Genomic DNA, 16,978 nt, shown 5'->3' with positions numbered 1-16,978 from the left:
AAAGAAAGAATTTGGAGGTTTAATTAAAATGCGGGAAATTACAAATGAAATAAGACAGGAGATCACAGACATGATCTTCGATTACTACGCAGAAGAATGTGAAGTTGAAAGAGACGAGATCACTATGGATACAAATCCACAGGAAGACCTCGGCAGCGATTCTCTTATGTTCGTTGAGCTTATCGAGATGACTGCTGATAAGTATGACCTGGACATCAAGCTCCAGAGCATCGGCAAATATATGCTCAAGGCTCCTATGGACACTATGAGCGATGTTATCGAAATGTTCTGCAAGATCTACCAGTACGGAAACGATATAGTTAATCAGTGAGTGATATAAAATGATAAGAACAAATTTATCTGAGCTTAGTGTCGAGGATAATATAGCTGTACTTACCATTGATAACGGTTCTAAGAATCTGCTTACAGAGCCTGAATTCGCGGATCGTGAGAAGCTCCTTGACTGGCTGGACGCAAATCCGCAGATAGGAGCTCTTATTATTACAGGTAAGGGCAGACATTTCTCCCATGGTGCAGATGTCTCTCGCTTCAATGACGCTGACATGGAAGAACTCTCAAGAAAGCTCGAAAACGCAAGAGCACTTCTTCGTACTATCGAAAAGCTCCCGATAATCACTGCTGCCGCTATAAACGGCGGCTGCTTCGGCGGCGGACTCGAAATAGCACTCAGCTGTCAGTTCAGGATAGCTTCACCGTCATCATTCCTCGGTCTCCCAGAGATCATGCACGGTGTAGTTCCCGGTATGGGCGGCATGGAACGCCTCTACAGACTGCTCGGCAAGGAGAAAGCTCTTAAAATGATACTTTGCGGCGAGATGATCGGCGCAAAAGCTGCCCTTGATATGGGACTTATCACAAAGATCAGCTCAAGCAGGAACTCCTTCGACGAAACAAAGGATTTCGTAAAGGAACTCCTCAGCGGCAAGACTCTTACACAGATACACGCCATAGTTGATACGATAAATCTCGCTTCCGAAGGTGTACTCGATCCTTCAAAGGGCAAATTTGAAGCAGTACTCGAGGAGGCTTCATCAAATGATAAAAAGCTCATACGAACTTACAGTGAGAGGATACGAGCTTGACTCATTCGGCCACGTAAACAATTCCGTCTATCTGCAATACGCAGAAGCGGCTTTGTGGCACTTTTTCAAGGTCAGCGGTATGCTCAGCGTGATACAGAAAGAGGGACTTTTCCCCGTTATCATGGAGAGCTCGCAAAGGTATATGCATGAACTGAAACTGCTGGACGAGGTAAGGATAGATTCGGAACTTACCTGTTCCAGCGGTATAGTAAGCTACAAACATAAAATAATCAACAAGACATCAGGTCTCGTTTCATGCAAAGTAAAGGGCAAGCTCGCATACGTGAACAAGGATCACATAATATGTGATATACCGGAGGCTATGCGCTCTTGCATCGAAGGGAAAAATAATGACAATAAAGAATAACGGTATTGTGACAGAGGTCTGCGGTATAAGTTCGCTGTATCAGCTCACAGAAATAAAAGAACAGCTCGTCGAACCATGCCTGCTGATGATATATACAGACATCAGCACCGTCCTCGGCGATGATGACGCACAGAAGGCTGCTGTAAGGGATCTCCTTGCAAATGCTCCTTTTATGTCAGCAGTCGCTTCAGATGATGAGATAAACAGCGAGATATCTTCCGCTGCCGACCTTGTGCTCAAAGCTTCAGAAGCCGCAGAGTACACCGAAAAGCTCTTCAAGGACAAGACAAAAAAACAGGTCTCCGAGATCACAGCCTGCTTCACAGCAGCAAGAAAAGCATCTGCGGAAGAAGTCCTCACGATCGAATCAAGAGCCTTCTACCGCCTTATGGCAGACAAGAACGGAGGTAACTCCAATGAGTGAAAATAACGGAATGATGCTCGAAGAACAGGACGGTATCCTCGTTCTTTCAATGAATATGGCTGGCAACAACCTCATGACTGCTGACTTTTTCAGAGAGTATGAGGCTGTAATGGCTGACATTGAAAAAAAAGCTGCTGCTGATACATATAAAGGACTTATTATCAAAGGCGCAGGAAGACATTTCAGCGTCGGCGCTGACGTTTCCGCACTTGCAGAGCGTTCGGCAAATGAATCCTACGACGACACAACAGGAAGTCTTCCCGAAGGTCATATAAAACAAAAACATTTCTTTACGTTCCTTCGTGAACTCCCGTTCCCTGTCGTAAGCGTGGTAACAGGCTTCTGCATAGGCTCGGGCAGCGAGATCGCTGTAAACAGCCACTACAGGATAATCGAGAAGAACGCAAGAGTCGGTCAGCCTGAATCTACATTCGGCATACTTCCCGCTCTCGGCGGAGTTGCAAGAACTATCGAGATATGCGGCATTCAGAATGCCTATACTCTCGTAATGTCGGGCGAGCTCATACCCGCTGAGGAAGCTTATTCCCTCGGCTGGGCTGATATATTCACCGACAAGAAGCAGGGACTTCCCGAAGCAAAGGCACTCATCGGATTTATCGCCGATAATTGCGGCAAATTCGAGCCTTCACGCTATAGGGAATACATCGCTTCCTACCTGAAAAGCAAGGAGGCATGACATTGAAGATCGGCATTATAGGCTACGGTAAAATGGGAAAGGATATCTTTTCTCTTTTCTTCGACAAGCTGCCTGACGCGCAGTTCGTGGTAATAGACCTTTTCGGCGCTCAGGAAAATACCGAAGCCGTCCTCAAAACTCTCGGAAAAAGTTTAAAACGCAAAAAGATCTCCGAGGAACAGTACGAATACAAAAAAGAGTCCTTCCTGTTCACAGACGATATGTCTGCGCTCAGTGGCTGTGACATCGTGATAGAAGCTATATTTGAAAATATGGCTGTAAAGAAAGAGACCTTCGCAAAAGCAGCTCAGATTGTCTCTGACAGCTGTCTGCTCCTTACAAATACTTCTTCGCTGGATATCGCCTCAGTATTTGAAGATATCCCCAACAAGGAGCGTTGCTTCGGTCTTCACTTCTTCTATCCGGTCAAGCTCACAGGCTTCGTGGAGCTCAATATACTCCCCGAAACAGCCGAAAGCTGTCAGGATACCGCTGCTCAGCTTGTAAAAGCAGCAGGCAAGACTCCGATAGTTTTCACCGGCGATTACCACATCTATCTCAATCAGATACTCGCCTGCATGGTCTCTCACGCGATATACCTCTGTGAGAAGTTCGGCACTTCTGTGTCTGAACTCAACAAGGCAGTATCAGGGTTATTTACCGTTGCTGCGCCATTCGATATCCTTGACAGTGTTGGTCTCGGACTTATGGCAGGCAGCCCGGAAAACTTCAGAATAAAACGAAATAAAGAACTACTCAGCTATGGTTTTGAAAAAATGAACAACTGGCTGGAAATAGGCTGTCCCAAAGAAACACTGACTTTCCTCGATTTCATGGCAGAACATGAAAAGGAAAACGGCAATCCGTGCGACAATGCCGAACTTTATATGGCGGCATTGATACTCAACGAGATCGTCAACTCATCTTGCGAATACAAGGACGACAAGACTGTATTTATCGAAGCTGTACAGGATACCCTCGGACTTTCCGAATCTCCTGCTTATTACTACAGTAAATTCGGAGCCGATGCTGTTTTTGCAGCCCTTGACGAACTCTATGACAAAACGCATTTTTGCTCATACAAACATCTTGATAAAGATTCATGGGACAGTTCATTCGCTTAAAAATCACTTATTAGGAGTATGAGGAATATTTATGAAAAAGGTTGTTATAACAGGTGTCGGTGCAGTTACATCGATTGGATATAATGTAAATGATTTCTGGAACGGACTTGTTACAGGGAAATGCGGAATGCAGTGCTATACCAGGATTCCCACCGAAGGTCACGATACTACTGTCGCTGCTCAGGTCGGTGATGATTTTGAAAAGGTAGCGGCACAGTACTGGAAAAAACGTCAGCTCAATGCTACGACCGCAGCTACACGCATGGGACTTGCTTCTGCCTGCGAAGCTATCGAGGACAGCGGACTGGATATATCGTCCTACGATGTCAGCAGAGTGGGCGTTGTCTACGGTATCATCGACAATTCATACGAGGATTACGAAGTCGAGAAAAAGCTCAATATCACACTGAAAAAAATGACAAATGAACTTCCCGCACTTGTCTCGATAAAATACGGCTTCAAAGGTCCCGCATTCAACCTGAGCACTGCCTGCGCATCATCAGCTTACGCTCTTGCGATAGGCAAGCAGTTCATCGAATCAGGTCTGTGCGATATGGTCGTTACAGGCGGTGTATCAAATACAGTTACTAACCTCGTTATCAGCGGCTTCAATCAGCTGCTGGCAATGTCGGTCAACCCCGACCCGAACACCGCAGCTCGTCCGTTCACAAAGAACCGCGACGGCTTCATCATGGGCGAAGGCGGCGGCTCTGTCGTTATCGAGTCAGAGGAAAGCGCAAAGGCAAGAGGCGCAAGGATCTACTGTGAGCTTGCAGGCTCGTCAATGTACAGCGAAGCTTTCAACCTTACAGCTCCGCAGACAGACGGCATCGGTATGGCAAATACCATAAGAATGGCACTCGAAAATGCAGGCATCGCACCTGACAGCGTTGACTATATAAATGCACACGGTACTTCAACATCACTTAACGACCTGTACGAAACAATGGCTATAAAGGAAGTCTTCGGCAAGAAGGCTTACGATATCCCTGTATCATCAATAAAGGCTGCCATAGGACATACTCTCGGTGCAAGCGGTGCTCTCGAAGCTATCGCCTGCGTAAAAGCTATAGAAACAGGTATTATACCGCCTACGATACATTACGATGATCCGGATCCCGAACTCGATCTTAATTACGTCCCCAATGAAGCACTAAAGCACAATGTAAATGTTGCTGTTTCAAATTCTTTCGGCTTCGGTGGACACAATGCTACACTGGTATTCAAAAAATACGATAAATGATATATGATCCGCACTCGGCGGACATTGATAAACAGCCATATCATTGGGATATAGGCTTATTGAAAGGATAAATAAAGTTATGCCGATAGCACAGATGAAAACCAACTTCAAATTCAGCTCAACTACTACACGCACCAATTTTCTCAACGAAGCAGCAAACGAATTAGCAGATATACTTAAGAAACCTCTGCCAGCAATAATGATTATGCTCGACGATTGTGCAATGTATATGAACAATTCCGAGGATACAGTGTTCTTTGCGGAATTTCGCTACATACTCCCTCAGGAGTATGCAGACAATAAGTCGGATTTCCTGAAGGAACTCGCAGACAGAATGTTAAGTCTGATACAGAAGCATACTCATGTCGACCCGTATCGCATATATATGCAGTTCACGGAAATGACCCGTGAAGGCGCTTGGCGATATACAGGCTGACATATAATGAAAGGAACATATTATTATGAAATGGGCAATTAGAGACCTTTTAAACCCTGTCGTTACAAGATCAATGCTTTATGGCAGTGATCCGTTCGATATAGAGTTTATATTAAAACAAGTTGACGCCATAGATTCCATGAGCGGCAAAAAGATACAGGAGGTATGGCTCGGTGAGTGGGGCAAAAAAATAGCTCACTACACAGAGCTCCGCGATAAGGCAGAAGCAAGCGGCAGCAGGATATCAGCAAGAGCATACGCTAAGATGATAACAGAGTGCCATTACGCTTGCTTTATGATAAATATTCAGGACCTTGAGCACAAGACAATGATCTATAACGGTCTTGTTGAAAGCTACAAGCACTACATATCACTCTGCGACAATAAGATCGAGTACATCGAGATCGACACAGAATTCGGCAAGCTCCCTGCTTATATCCACTATCCTGATGACGGAAGCAAGGAGAGCTATCCTGTTGCTATCACCTATTCAGGTATCGGAAGCTGCAAGGAAGAGCTGGAAATGCTCGCTGATCCTCTCAACCAGAGAGGCGTAGCAGTTATAACTCCCGATATGCCCGGCGCAGGTGCTGCTATCATCTATAATAACGTTAAGTGCGGCGGACCTCAGCTTGAAGCTGCTTTTGAAGCTATCTACAAGTTCATCGACAGCAGAAGTGAACTCGACAGCAGCCGTATCGCTAACTTCGGACTCTGTATGGGCGGCGGCTATGCTTTCCGCGCAACAGCAAAGAATCCCGACGTTAAGTGCTGCGTAAGCCTCTTCCCGCTCTTCATGAACTACGCAGATCAGGGCTCTATCCCTGTATGGATGAAGAAGGGCAAGTGGAGCTCCTACCAGACTGCTGATAACTATATGGAAGGTATGAAACTTATCGAGGAAGGCACTATCAGCTCTGATTTCCTCATGGTACACAGCGACGACGACAACTGGATGAGCCCCGAAGCTTCCGCAAAGCTTTACGAGAAGGCTACAGGCTACAAGGAAAAGCTCCAGGTAGTAGAAAAGCCTGCTTATGTTTCCGAGGAGTCTATCATGCACGCTATGCCTGTTGGTGAGCAGTATCACTGGGTAAAGCACTTGGCAGCCGACTTCATCGCTCAGAGACTTAACGGGGGAAATAAATAATGTCAGAAAAGTTCTTTGATTACTATGCCAAGTACGCTCAGGAAACACCTGACAAGGTTCTCCTGAGAATAGACGATAACGAGCTCACATATGCACAGTTCATGGAAAAGACAGCTGTACTGGGCTCGGCTATGAAGAAGATCGGTATCGGCGAGGACGACAAGGTCGGCATATGTATGCCGAACAGCATCGAGTGGTTCGTTGTGTACTGGTCAGCAGTAAGAATAGGCGCACAGCCGGTTCCTATGGATCCTCAGAGCGGCTCCCTGGAACTCTCAAAGCTTATCCCCGCTACAACATCAAAGGTAATGTTCATTACCGAAAAATACAGAAACAACAATATCATCGCAGCTATAAGCGCTCTCGTGCCTTCACAGATAACACTCGAAAGAGTAGTATGCTTTGCGGACAACGATCTTATCCCAAATGATGATTGCTACATCTCAGCAGAGGATTTCATGGCACAGTACGGCAGCAGCGAATGTGATATATACGAACCTGAGTACCTCCATACACTGTCACTTGCCTGCACATCAGGCAGCACAGGTATACCAAAGCTGCTCTCAGTTCCTTCGGGCGGATTTCTCTCCACACAGAAGGATATGGGCGATTACCTCGAATTCAGATCCGACGACGTAATGATGCTGGGCATGACCCTCTATCATCAGGGCGGCTTCGGAATGGGTCAGCAGATGGTGCTCAAGGGCGGTACAGTTATGTATCAGCCGCAGTTCAACCCCGTAACATTCCTTGAAACTATTCAGAAGTACAAGGTCAGCATCATTCAGCTCACAGCTACACTGGCAAAGGTGCTTCTCTCAACTCCCGATTTTGACAAGTACGACCTTTCAAGCGTTCGTATAAGCTACTGGGCAGGAGAAGTCCTCCCCAAAGAGATCGCTGATATCTTCGTTGAGAAGCTGGGTATCCGTGTAGTAAACGTTATCGGTTCTTCCGAGACCTGCACAATGGTTGTATGGGACTCGGCTATCGACAACGGCACTGACCCAAGCGACTTCAAGAAGCTCAGCTTCACCGATATTCGCGTTATCGACGAGAACAAGAACGATGTTGCAGAAGGCGAAACAGGTGAACTCCTCGTATACACAGACGGTGTTATCACTGAATATTTCGGTAATCCCGAGCTCTCAGCAGAGAAGATACTCACTGACGATCAGGGCAGACGCTGGTTCTGCACAGGCGACCTTGTAAACAAGCTCCCCGGCGGTATTGTCCGTTTCGCAGGCAGAAGCAAGCGTATCATCAAGCGCGGCGGAAACCTCGTTCACGCTGAGGAAGTTGAGGCTTGCCTCCTTACTCACCCGAAGATCGCTGCCGCAGCCGTTACCGACGAGCCGCACCCTGTTATCGGTCAGCAGATAGTTGCATATATCCAGCCAAAGGGCGAGGAAAAAGTGACCCGCGGCGAGCTTGCACGTTATTTCGACGGAAAGCTCTCGGCATACAAGGTACCCGATAAGGTAGTCCTCGTTGAGGAGATACCAAAGGATATCGGCAAGATACAGTTCAAATACCTGAGAAAAAAGGAGTATAAATAATAATGAATAACCTTAAATTTGAAGATTTTACACAGGTCATCTCAGATTATGTCGGAGTTGACGCTTCAGAGATAACAAGAGATACTGACGTATATGACGACCTTTTCCTCGATTCTCTCGGACTTTTCGGTCTTGGCTCTGAGATAACAGAAACCTTCAAGCTCAACGTACCGCTCTCACTGGTTGCTTCTATCAGCAAGGTCGGCGAGATATTCGACCTCCTCAACGAAAAAGGCACACCTTTCGAGAAGTAATATGGTATTATTGTTCTTTTCACACGCAGGAGGCTCCGCAAAGAGCTACGTTTCGTTCAAACGCTTTCTGCCAAAGGAGCTCACTGTCGTGCCGATGGAGCTTTCAGGACGTTTCTCACGTATGGCAGAACCACTCATCGACAACGTTCCCGACTGCGTAGCTGAGTTGATAGAACAGCACAAGGATATTCTCAGCGGTGATTATGCACTTTTCGGACACAGTATGGGCACAGTCCTTGTGACTGAATTCGTGCGTCAGGCAAAAGAAAAGGGGCTTCCACAGCCTTGTCACGTATTCCTCTCGGGCAAAAATCCTCCCGACGAAGATATGCACTGCTTTGAAACTATCCTCACTGCTTCCGACGAGGAAATAGTAGAGTACTTCACAAAGAATTCTTTGTCGATGGCATCGCCTGTTCCGCAGGATAACGCACTGGTAAAGATACTCAACCGCATATTATGCACAGATGTGCGCATGGCTGAACGCTATAAGGCAACTCCCGAGGACGTTACCTTCGACTGCGATGTAACCGTATTTTTCGGCGAATCCGATCCCCTGCTCATGGATCTTGATATGAGCACATGGAGCAGATTCACAAACGGCAAGTGCGAAGTGTACTCGTTCCCAGGTGACCATTTCTACTATCAGCAGAATAAAGAAGCAGTCTGCGATATTATCAAAGAAAAGATCTGCAATCAATAAGATTTATAGGGCGGTTTTCCCGCCCTTTCTTAATATCAAAAACTACCAAGGAGGAGAAAAATGAGCAATGAAGTCGTAAACTACTACGAAAACTACCGTGAAGAGGATAGAATAACGACAAATAACGCCAGAAGAATAGAATTTCTTACAACTGTAAGCAGATTCGATGCACTTTTCAAGAGCAAACTCGACATTCTTGACTGTGCCGCAGGAACAGGTGCATACGCTTTCTATCTTGCCGATCAGGGTCACAGACTGACCGCGACCGACATAACTCCACGACACATTTCTTACATAGATAAGGAACTTAAAAGCAAGCTCTATTCTATGGACACTCGCGTACTTGACGCAACAGATATGACCTGTTTTGCCGATGATTCCTTTGATGTAGTTCTTAATATGGGTCCTTTTTATCATCTTACAAGCGCAGAGGATCGCAAACGCTGCTTTGAAGAATCGCTCAGAGTCCTCAGAAAAGGCGGCTATCTGGCAACAGCATATATTCCGCGTCTATATCTAAATCAAATGATAGCAATGGCTGATGATAAGTACCTTGATGCCCAGCTTCTCGGACAGATACGAGATACAGGCGTACTGAAGCACGATGATCCTAAATGCTTCTGGACAGACACCTATTACTCGTCCGCTGATGAAATGCGTGAACTGTACAAAAAATACGGTCTGACAATAGCCGATCATTTCGCACAGAACGGACTGTCGCCGCTTTTCCATAATAAGGTGGATGAATGGAACGACGAGCAGTTCCACACATGGTTTGGCTATCATATGTCGGTATGTTCTGAAAGCTCGATATTAGACATGAGCAATCATGTTCTCATCATCGGACGCAAATAACGTATAAAACAATGGCGCACATTTTACAATGTGCGCCATTATTGCTTTATAAGTCACTGATGAACTGCTATCTTCTTCACGGAAGTTCCTATTGCAGCACTGCTGTACTTTACCTTGCGGACAAGAACAGAAAGAACTATCATAGCCACTGCAAATAAGGTCTGTATCGCATAGCACTGCAATACACCGCTCAGACTGTAAGGCTCTGTTTCCGCTATCATGTTATTAGCCTTTACATACCAGTATGCAGGCATAAATCTCGCAACTGCAAGAACTCCTTCGCCGAGCACACTGATAGGTACGAATACTCCGCAAATGAAGCACATACCAAGTCCAAGCACCTGAGTAATAAGATTCAATACATTTTCCTTTGGTTCAAAGCTTGCAACAAATACTGCAATAGTCGCAGTAACCGCAGCAAATATCAAGCTGTTCAGCACCGCATACCATGCTCTGCCTGCATACATCTCCTTATTGAGGATAATTCCGAATATCATCAGTACCAGCCACATTGCCAGTACAAAAAGGCAGCTTCCAAAGAATAGCTGAAAGGTGTATTTCGATTCCTTAATGCATGAGCAGTTTGTGCGGAAGCGTATATCCTTCCTGTTCATAGTAACAAGTACCTGACATACAACTATCATTACTGCTGAAATCAGGATATATACCATAAACTCGAAATACTGAGCAAAATCCACGCTGTAATGTGAATCTCCGCCCTTGTCCAATCTCAGCATACTTACTTCTGTGTGCTGTGAAAGCGCTTCTTCTGCGGAGCTTATAGCCTCATCAATGGTCTTGCCCATAGTGATATAAGCCTTTACAGACGTCGTGTACTCATCGAGTAACTGCCCCATATATACTACAGAGTAGTTTTCGTCCATGTGATAACTGCCGAAAAGGTCATCTGTCTCCCCTGCCGACAGCTTTTTGGCATATCCTTTATTTATGATAAGTGCATAGTCAACTCTGCCGTAATACAGCGAGTCGATTATAACGTCCCTGTCGTTTTCTATAGTTTTCAGGTTATTGCTTTTGCCTATAAAATCGATGAGAGCATGGCTTTCGGGGGTATCGTCCTCATCAAACACACATATTTTCAGTCTGTTTGCCTCGAATTTGTTATCCTTTGTTGCGGAACGAGCGTGTACAAATGATATGAAAAGGAAAACGAGCATATAAGCCAGAACAGAAGGCAGCCGCTTTTTTGTTACTTTGAACATTGCCTTAAATACTTGCATATTTCTTCCTCCTTGATGTGATAAATCCGAGAGCTATGAATATAACAGATATTACTATCATATTTATCAGCTTTGTTATAAAGCGGTCATAGTCCTCATAGATATTGAGACAGTAGAAGCAGTCTGAGATGACCGCAGCAGGATTGATATTATTGAACCACGGTATTTTGTCAGCGATGATGACTTTCATATCAGCCACCATAAGTCCGCTGCAAAAGCACATCAGCATAGACACAGACATAAGCACAGCCGCTTTTGTCTTTTCGCCAAGAGAGCTTAAAGAACCTATTAAGAAGCCGAAGCAAATGCCCAATATACCGCCGAGGATCGCTGTTGGGTATACAAGGTACAACCTGTCGCCGAAGTCTATCTTCAGCACGAATGCAAGGAACGATACACAGACTATCATACATACAGCCTGCATAATACAGCTTCCTGTAATACAAGCGAGAATATTAAGCGACTTTGGTACGGGCGAGCAGTTGTTTCTTGCTCCGAGAGCGGAGAGGTTCGCCTGATTCTGCATAGTAATATGCATACCTGTCACGCAGCCGAACATAGCGACCATTGCGATAAGGTTATAGAAATACTGGATATACGGATCAGGATTTCCCTGAGTGAGCGGTATCTCTCTGCAAGAAGCAGCAGTCTCCTCAGTAAGCACGGATATTACATCCTGTACCTTTTCGGGAGCATTCTTCATTGCGTCCTTTGCAATGCTCTCACGGACAACATACTGGTCGATGAAGGATTTGAGCATAGTCTCCTGCAAGCCTTTTTCCTTAACAATAAGACGCAGCTTATCCTCTGTGAAGATTATCCCCTCAACATCGCCGTTGTCAAGGAGCTTTTCAGCCTTTTCTCTGGTGACAAAGCTTGCTTTCAGGAAAGGCACATCAGCACTTTCTATGCCCTCTACTACCTGTCTGAAAGCAGGATTTTCATTCACTTCCACTATTGCAACAGGGATAGCTGAAAACTTTTCGTTCTTCTCGTAGACGCTTCCGAAAGCTATTTTGAAAAATGTACCCAGAACTATAGGAAAGAGTATGAGCCATATTATTAGGTCTTTGTTGCGCAGACCATTTTTCAGCTCATATTTAAGAATATGCAGGAACATGGTCAATCCTCCTTATCTCTGAGTGCCTTACCCGTGATTTCAAGGAAAACATCATTGAGTGTAGGCTGCTCTGTGTAAACTCTGCCGAAGCTTAACTCATTCTTCTGAAGCACATCAAGTACTCTCATAAAGTTGTGCTTGCCGCCCGAACAGTATACCGTAAGCTTTCCGTCGGTAAGATCAGTCTTGTAAACGTGTTTAAGTCCTGATATCTCTCCCATGACCTTATCAGGGATATCAAGTATCTCGATAGTGATAGTCTCGGTATTCTTTATCATGCGCTTCAGCTCGTCCTTAGTGCCCTCAGCAGCCTTCTTGCCCTTGTCCATGATAGCGATGCGTGTACATATCTGCTCGACCTCCTCCATGTAGTGAGAGGTGTATATTATAGTCGCACCTTTCCTGTTGAGATCCTGTATGCCTTCAAGGATACGGTTTCGGCTCTGAGGGTCAACAGCTACTGTCGGCTCGTCAAGGATAATGAGCTTAGGCTTGTGAGCGATACCGCAGGCAATATTGAGTCTGCGGAGAAGTCCGCCTGAGAGCTTCTTGGGATAGAATTTCTTGAATTCCTCAAGTCCTACGAACTTTATTGCTTCTTCAACACACTTTTTGCGCTCTGCCTTATCCTTTATATAAAGACCGCAGAAATAATCGATGTTCTCGTATACGGTAAGCTCGTCAAATACCGCTACATTCTGCATTATAACGCCTATCTCCTTTTTTATGTCATAGCTGACAGGAGTCATTTTCTTGCCGAATATCTCGATATTTCCCTTATCAAACGCAAGAAGCGAGAGCAGGCAGTTTATAGTAGTCGTCTTGCCTGAGCCGTTTGGCCCGAGAAGTCCGAATATCTCTCCCTGCTTTATTTCGAGGTCAAAGTGATCCAGTGCGATAAGATCGCCGTATCTTTTTACAAGATCATTTATTTTTACAACAGTATCAGTCATAGCTGAAGCCTCCTTATGTTTTTCACTGTCATTATTATACCCCATACAAAAATGTTTTTGTAGTGTCTCGTGTCAGATTATGATATGACATTTGTCACATTTTTCCATACTTGCAAAAGGCTGCGAGCTGTGTTATAATAAAGTATATCGTAATTTTACCGAGCTTGGTCTCAGGTCAGAAAAGGGGAATGAAAAATGGACAAGAATGTATTTATTGAAAAATTCACCGGCAAACTTCCTAAAGACATCAAAGCCGCAACTCCACAGCAGCTCCACAGTGCTCTCGGCGAAACAGTCATGGAGCTTTTTGCAGACAAATGGAATGAGAGCAGACAGCAGCACCTCTCCAAACGCCGCGCAGCATATCTCTCGATGGAGTTCCTTGTGGGACGCGCTGTGTACAATAATTTGCTCGTCCTCGGAATATATGACGACGTTGAAAAAGCCTTTTCAGAGCTGGAACTTGACCTTTCTTCCCTTGAGGAGATAGAAGACGCTGCCCTCGGAAACGGCGGTCTCGGCAGACTTGCTGCCTGCTTCCTTGACAGTGCCGCTACACTGGGACTTCCTCTGGACGGCTACGGCATACGCTATAAATACGGACTTTTCAAGCAGTCCATCGTTGACGGCTTCCAGCGCGAGGACATCGACGACTGGACAAGATACGGCGACCCGTGGTCGGTGCGCTGTGACGAGGACACTGTCCTTATCGAGTACAGCGGTCAGACCGTAAAGGCTGTCCCCTATGATATGCCTGTATTCGGCTTCCGCACCGAAAATGTGGGCACTCTCAGGCTATGGCAGGCTGAACCTGTTAAGGAGTTCGACTTCGACCTCTTCAACAAGCAGAACTACCTCGAAGCCTCAAAGGAAAAGATATTCGCTGAGGATATCTCCCGTGTGCTCTACCCTAACGACGATACCGACGACGGCAAGAAGCTCCGCCTGAAGCAGCAGTATTTCTTCAGCTGCGCTTCACTGATGGATATTATAAAGAAGCACAAGGCTCGCTACGGCACTCTTGACAACCTTGCGGACTGCATCTCCGTACAGCTCAACGATACTCACCCCGTTATATCCATTCCCGAGCTTATAAGACAGCTTGTGGACAACGAGGGCTATACCTTTGAAGCTGCTCTCGCTATGGCAAAGAAGATATTCAACTACACCAACCATACCGTAATGCAAGAGGCTCTCGAAAAATGGCGCACAGACCTCGTTGAGGAGCTTCTCCCGAGGATATACGCTATCATTATCCAGATAAACGAAGCCCTTATCGCCGATATGTACGCAGCAGGCGTTGAAAAGGACAAAATAAACCGCATAAAGATCATAAAGAAGGATCTTATCCACATGGCAGACATGGCTTGCTATGCTTCCAGCCATATCAACGGCGTTGCGGAGATACACACCCAGATACTCAAGGACAGCGTTCTCGCCGACTGGTTCAGCCTTTATCCCGAGCGCTTCCGCAACGAGACCAACGGCATCACTCAGCGCCGCTGGATAGCTCTCTGCAATAAGGAGCTCTCCGCGCTTATCACCGAGCTTCTCGGCAATGACGACTGGATAAACGATCTGGACAAGCTGAAAGAGCTTTCAAAATTCGCTGACGATGAGAACGTGCTCCGCCGCTTCATCGACATTAAGCAGGACAAGAAGCAGCAGCTTGCAGACTTTATAAAGACTCACGACGATATCACGGTTTCCCCCGATTCCGTGTTCGATATACAGATAAAAAGGCTTCACGAGTACAAGCGACAGCTCCTCAATGCTTTCTCCATACTCTGGATATACTATGGCATAAAGGACGGCAGCATACAGAACTTCAAGCCCACGGCTTTCATCTTCGGAGCTAAATCTGCTCCCGGATACCGCCGTGCAAAGGCTATAATCAAGTTCATCAACGAGATCGGCAGAGTAGTATCCTCTGACCCTGATACACGCGACCTCATAAAGGTAGTATTCGTTCAGAACTATAATGTTTCCTACGCTGAAAAGCTGGTTGCAGGCACAGATATCTCGGAGCAGATATCCACAGCAGGCACTGAGGCAAGCGGCACGGGCAATATGAAGCTCATGCTCAACGGCGCTGTTACTCTCGGTACCTACGACGGTGCAAATATCGAGATCGTTCAGGAAGCAGGCGAAGAAAACAACTATATCTTCGGTGCTCGCGTTGAGGACCTCGAAAAGATAGTTCCCGATTACGACAGCCGAAAGATATTCGCTGAAGACGCAATGGTGCGCAAGGTGGTATCCTCGCTTATCGACGGAACTGTTTCCGACGGCGGCAGCGGCGATTTCCGCGAGCTGTACATGGCTCTCCTCGACGGTGCGAGCTGGCACGCTCCCGACCACTACTACCTCCTCGGCGACCTGAGAGACTACGTTGAGACAAAGCTGCGCTGCATATACGACTACAGCGGCGACAGAATTTCATTCGCAAAGAAACAGTGGCTGAATATGTGCAATGCAGGAAAATTCAGCTCTGACAGAACTATTGCAGACTACGCTGAAAACATATGGGGTATCTGCCGATAAAGCTCATGCCCTACAGCTGATATGGTAATTATGGGCGAACACTGTGTTCGCCCATTGAGATGTATAAAGCTTTCATCAGTATACGAAAGGCGGCGATATTTTGAACAGGCTGATAGACAAAACTGCCATTTTCCTCATATGCATCATAGGAATTGTCATGTCGGACAGCTTTTACTCCCCTGTACTTGCAGCTGTTATGACTGTAATAATCTCCTCATCGGCACAGCTCCTGACAGGAACTGCGGCAGCCTCTGTACTGATAGCAGTCAGCTCGCTGCTGTGCGGATTTTTCCCGCTGGCATTCTGTTCGGTACCGCTGCTGCTCTACGACGCTTTGTGGGAGAAAAAATGGTGGCTGACGCTTCCTGCGGCAGCTGTCATCCCAAACATTGATGCACTCAAACCCGAACAGCTGATACTCACCACAGTCGGTACAGTGATCGCTGTAATAATCTACCTGAGAGTATCTCACCTCGAAGAGACTGTCAAGACACTTACCCTGCTCCGCGATGAAGCAGCAGGCAAGAATCTCCTGCTCTCGGAACAGAATATCAGCCTTGCAGAGGCTCAGGACAACGAGATACATATCGCTACACTGAAAGAGCGCAACCGCATTGCCCGTGAGATACACGACAATGTTGGACATATGCTCACACGCTCCCTGCTCCAGTCAGGAGCTCTCCTCGTTATCAACAAGGACGAAAATCTCCGCGAACCGCTGGAAAGCCTGCGCAATACTCTCGACAGCGCTATGACCAGTATACGCGAAAGCGTCCACGACCTTCATGACGATTCCATTGATCTTGAAAAGGTGCTTCGTGAAAGCATCGCTTCTGTAGACCACCGCTTCACTGTTGATCTTGACTGCGATATCGGAGAAAATGTCGCGGGAAATATCAAGCTCTGCATCATAGGTATTGTAAAAGAAGGTCTGTCCAACGCTGTAAAACATTCCAGCGGCGATCATATAAGCATAACCGTTCGTGAGCACCCTGCATTTTATCAGCTCATGCTGACAGACAACGGCAGCTGCTCCGAGATAAAAGAAAGCGGCATCGGTCTGAAAAATATGCGCGACCGTGCCGAAGCTCTTAAAGGCGTCATCACTTTTACTCCGTCAGATAACGGCTTCAGAATATTCATGTCAATACCTAAATCATTACCCCATTAAATTTTTTGAATTATATTGAGAGATATGCCTTTCT

At 46.1% G+C, this 16,978-nt stretch carries 18 protein-coding genes; 15 read left to right on the top strand and 3 right to left on the bottom strand.

All coding sequences use genetic code 11. The features are described 5' to 3' along the window. Positions 1 to 28: 28 nt before the first annotated feature. From K6G33_RS08360 to K6G33_RS08300, 13 genes are all read left to right on the top strand, one after another. Positions 29 to 331, top strand: a complete 303-nt coding sequence (locus tag K6G33_RS08360; RefSeq protein WP_296778260.1) for an acyl carrier protein — start codon at positions 29 to 31, stop codon at positions 329 to 331. A gap of 10 nt (positions 332 to 341) precedes the next feature. Continuing rightward, positions 342 to 1,103, top strand: coding sequence for an enoyl-CoA hydratase/isomerase family protein (locus K6G33_RS08355; protein WP_296778257.1), 762 nt, complete (start codon positions 342 to 344; stop codon positions 1,101 to 1,103). Further along, entirely contained in the window at positions 1,057 to 1,470 is a 414-nt protein-coding gene (locus tag K6G33_RS08350) for a thioesterase family protein (protein WP_296778255.1), read from the top strand. Before K6G33_RS08355 ends, K6G33_RS08350 begins: the two co-directional genes overlap by 47 nt. Further along, on the top strand, positions 1,454 to 1,894 hold the full coding sequence (locus tag K6G33_RS08345) for a hypothetical protein (RefSeq protein ID WP_296778253.1): 441 nt from the start codon (positions 1,454 to 1,456) through the stop codon (positions 1,892 to 1,894). The genes K6G33_RS08350 and K6G33_RS08345 overlap by 17 nt, the downstream gene beginning before the upstream one ends. Beyond that, positions 1,887 to 2,591, top strand: coding sequence for an enoyl-CoA hydratase/isomerase family protein (locus K6G33_RS08340; protein WP_296778250.1), 705 nt, complete (start codon positions 1,887 to 1,889; stop codon positions 2,589 to 2,591). Before K6G33_RS08345 ends, K6G33_RS08340 begins: the two co-directional genes overlap by 8 nt. Positions 2,592 to 2,593: 2 nt before the next feature. Further along, positions 2,594 to 3,715, top strand: coding sequence for a 3-hydroxyacyl-CoA dehydrogenase family protein (locus tag K6G33_RS08335; protein ID WP_296778247.1), 1,122 nt, complete (start codon positions 2,594 to 2,596; stop codon positions 3,713 to 3,715). A gap of 31 nt (positions 3,716 to 3,746) precedes the next feature. Next, positions 3,747 to 4,958: a beta-ketoacyl synthase gene (locus K6G33_RS08330; protein WP_296778245.1), complete on the top strand. Its 1,212-nt coding sequence runs from the start codon at positions 3,747 to 3,749 to the stop codon at positions 4,956 to 4,958. Positions 4,959 to 5,037: 79 nt separating this feature from the next. Further along, complete coding sequence (locus K6G33_RS08325; RefSeq protein WP_296778241.1) at positions 5,038 to 5,394, top strand: phenylpyruvate tautomerase MIF-related protein; 357 nt, start codon at positions 5,038 to 5,040, stop codon at positions 5,392 to 5,394. A 25-nt stretch (positions 5,395 to 5,419) separates the two neighbouring features. After that, positions 5,420 to 6,544, top strand: coding sequence for an alpha/beta fold hydrolase (locus K6G33_RS08320; protein WP_296778239.1), 1,125 nt, complete (start codon positions 5,420 to 5,422; stop codon positions 6,542 to 6,544). Beyond that, positions 6,544 to 8,103: a class I adenylate-forming enzyme family protein gene (locus K6G33_RS08315; RefSeq protein WP_296778237.1), complete on the top strand. Its 1,560-nt coding sequence runs from the start codon at positions 6,544 to 6,546 to the stop codon at positions 8,101 to 8,103. The genes K6G33_RS08320 and K6G33_RS08315 overlap by 1 nt, the downstream gene beginning before the upstream one ends. A 2-nt stretch (positions 8,104 to 8,105) precedes the next feature. Beyond that, a complete protein-coding gene (locus tag K6G33_RS08310) occupies positions 8,106 to 8,357 on the top strand; it encodes an acyl carrier protein (RefSeq protein ID WP_173449926.1) in 252 nt (83 codons plus the stop codon). A 1-nt stretch (position 8,358) separates the two neighbouring features. Next, positions 8,359 to 9,060, top strand: coding sequence for a thioesterase II family protein (locus tag K6G33_RS08305; RefSeq protein ID WP_296778232.1), 702 nt, complete (start codon positions 8,359 to 8,361; stop codon positions 9,058 to 9,060). A 60-nt stretch (positions 9,061 to 9,120) separates the two neighbouring features. Beyond that, positions 9,121 to 9,915: a class I SAM-dependent methyltransferase gene (locus K6G33_RS08300; RefSeq protein ID WP_296778229.1), complete on the top strand. Its 795-nt coding sequence runs from the start codon at positions 9,121 to 9,123 to the stop codon at positions 9,913 to 9,915. A gap of 53 nt (positions 9,916 to 9,968) precedes the next feature. On the opposite strand, the gene K6G33_RS08295 is transcribed toward K6G33_RS08300, so the two are convergent. The 3 genes from K6G33_RS08295 to K6G33_RS08285 are packed head-to-tail and all read right to left on the bottom strand — an operon-like array spanning position 9,969 to position 13,229. Further along, complete coding sequence (locus tag K6G33_RS08295; protein WP_296778227.1) at positions 9,969 to 11,156, bottom strand: ABC transporter permease; 1,188 nt, start codon at positions 11,154 to 11,156, stop codon at positions 9,969 to 9,971. Then, a complete protein-coding gene (locus K6G33_RS08290; RefSeq protein ID WP_296778224.1) occupies positions 11,143 to 12,276 on the bottom strand; it encodes an ABC transporter permease in 1,134 nt (377 codons plus the stop codon). Before K6G33_RS08290 ends, K6G33_RS08295 begins: the two co-directional genes overlap by 14 nt. A 2-nt stretch (positions 12,277 to 12,278) precedes the next feature. Further along, entirely contained in the window at positions 12,279 to 13,229 is a 951-nt protein-coding gene (locus tag K6G33_RS08285; protein ID WP_296778221.1) for an ABC transporter ATP-binding protein, read from the bottom strand. Between the two features lie 195 nt (positions 13,230 to 13,424). Here K6G33_RS08285 and K6G33_RS08280 point away from each other — a divergent pair, with 195 nt between their 5' ends. Beyond that, positions 13,425 to 15,773, top strand: coding sequence for a glycogen/starch/alpha-glucan phosphorylase (locus K6G33_RS08280; protein ID WP_296778219.1), 2,349 nt, complete (start codon positions 13,425 to 13,427; stop codon positions 15,771 to 15,773). 100 nt (positions 15,774 to 15,873) lie between these two features. After that, positions 15,874 to 16,944 carry a histidine kinase gene (locus K6G33_RS08275; RefSeq protein ID WP_296778217.1) on the top strand — a complete coding sequence of 357 codons (1,071 nt, stop codon included), beginning with the start codon at positions 15,874 to 15,876 and terminating at the stop codon, positions 16,942 to 16,944. Positions 16,945 to 16,978 lie beyond the last annotated feature (34 nt).

The sequence above is a fragment of the Ruminococcus sp. genome (assembly GCF_024691275.1).
Taxonomy (GTDB): Bacteria; Bacillota; Clostridia; order Oscillospirales; family Ruminococcaceae; genus Ruminococcus.
This window is presented reverse-complemented; position numbering and strand designations above follow the sequence as displayed.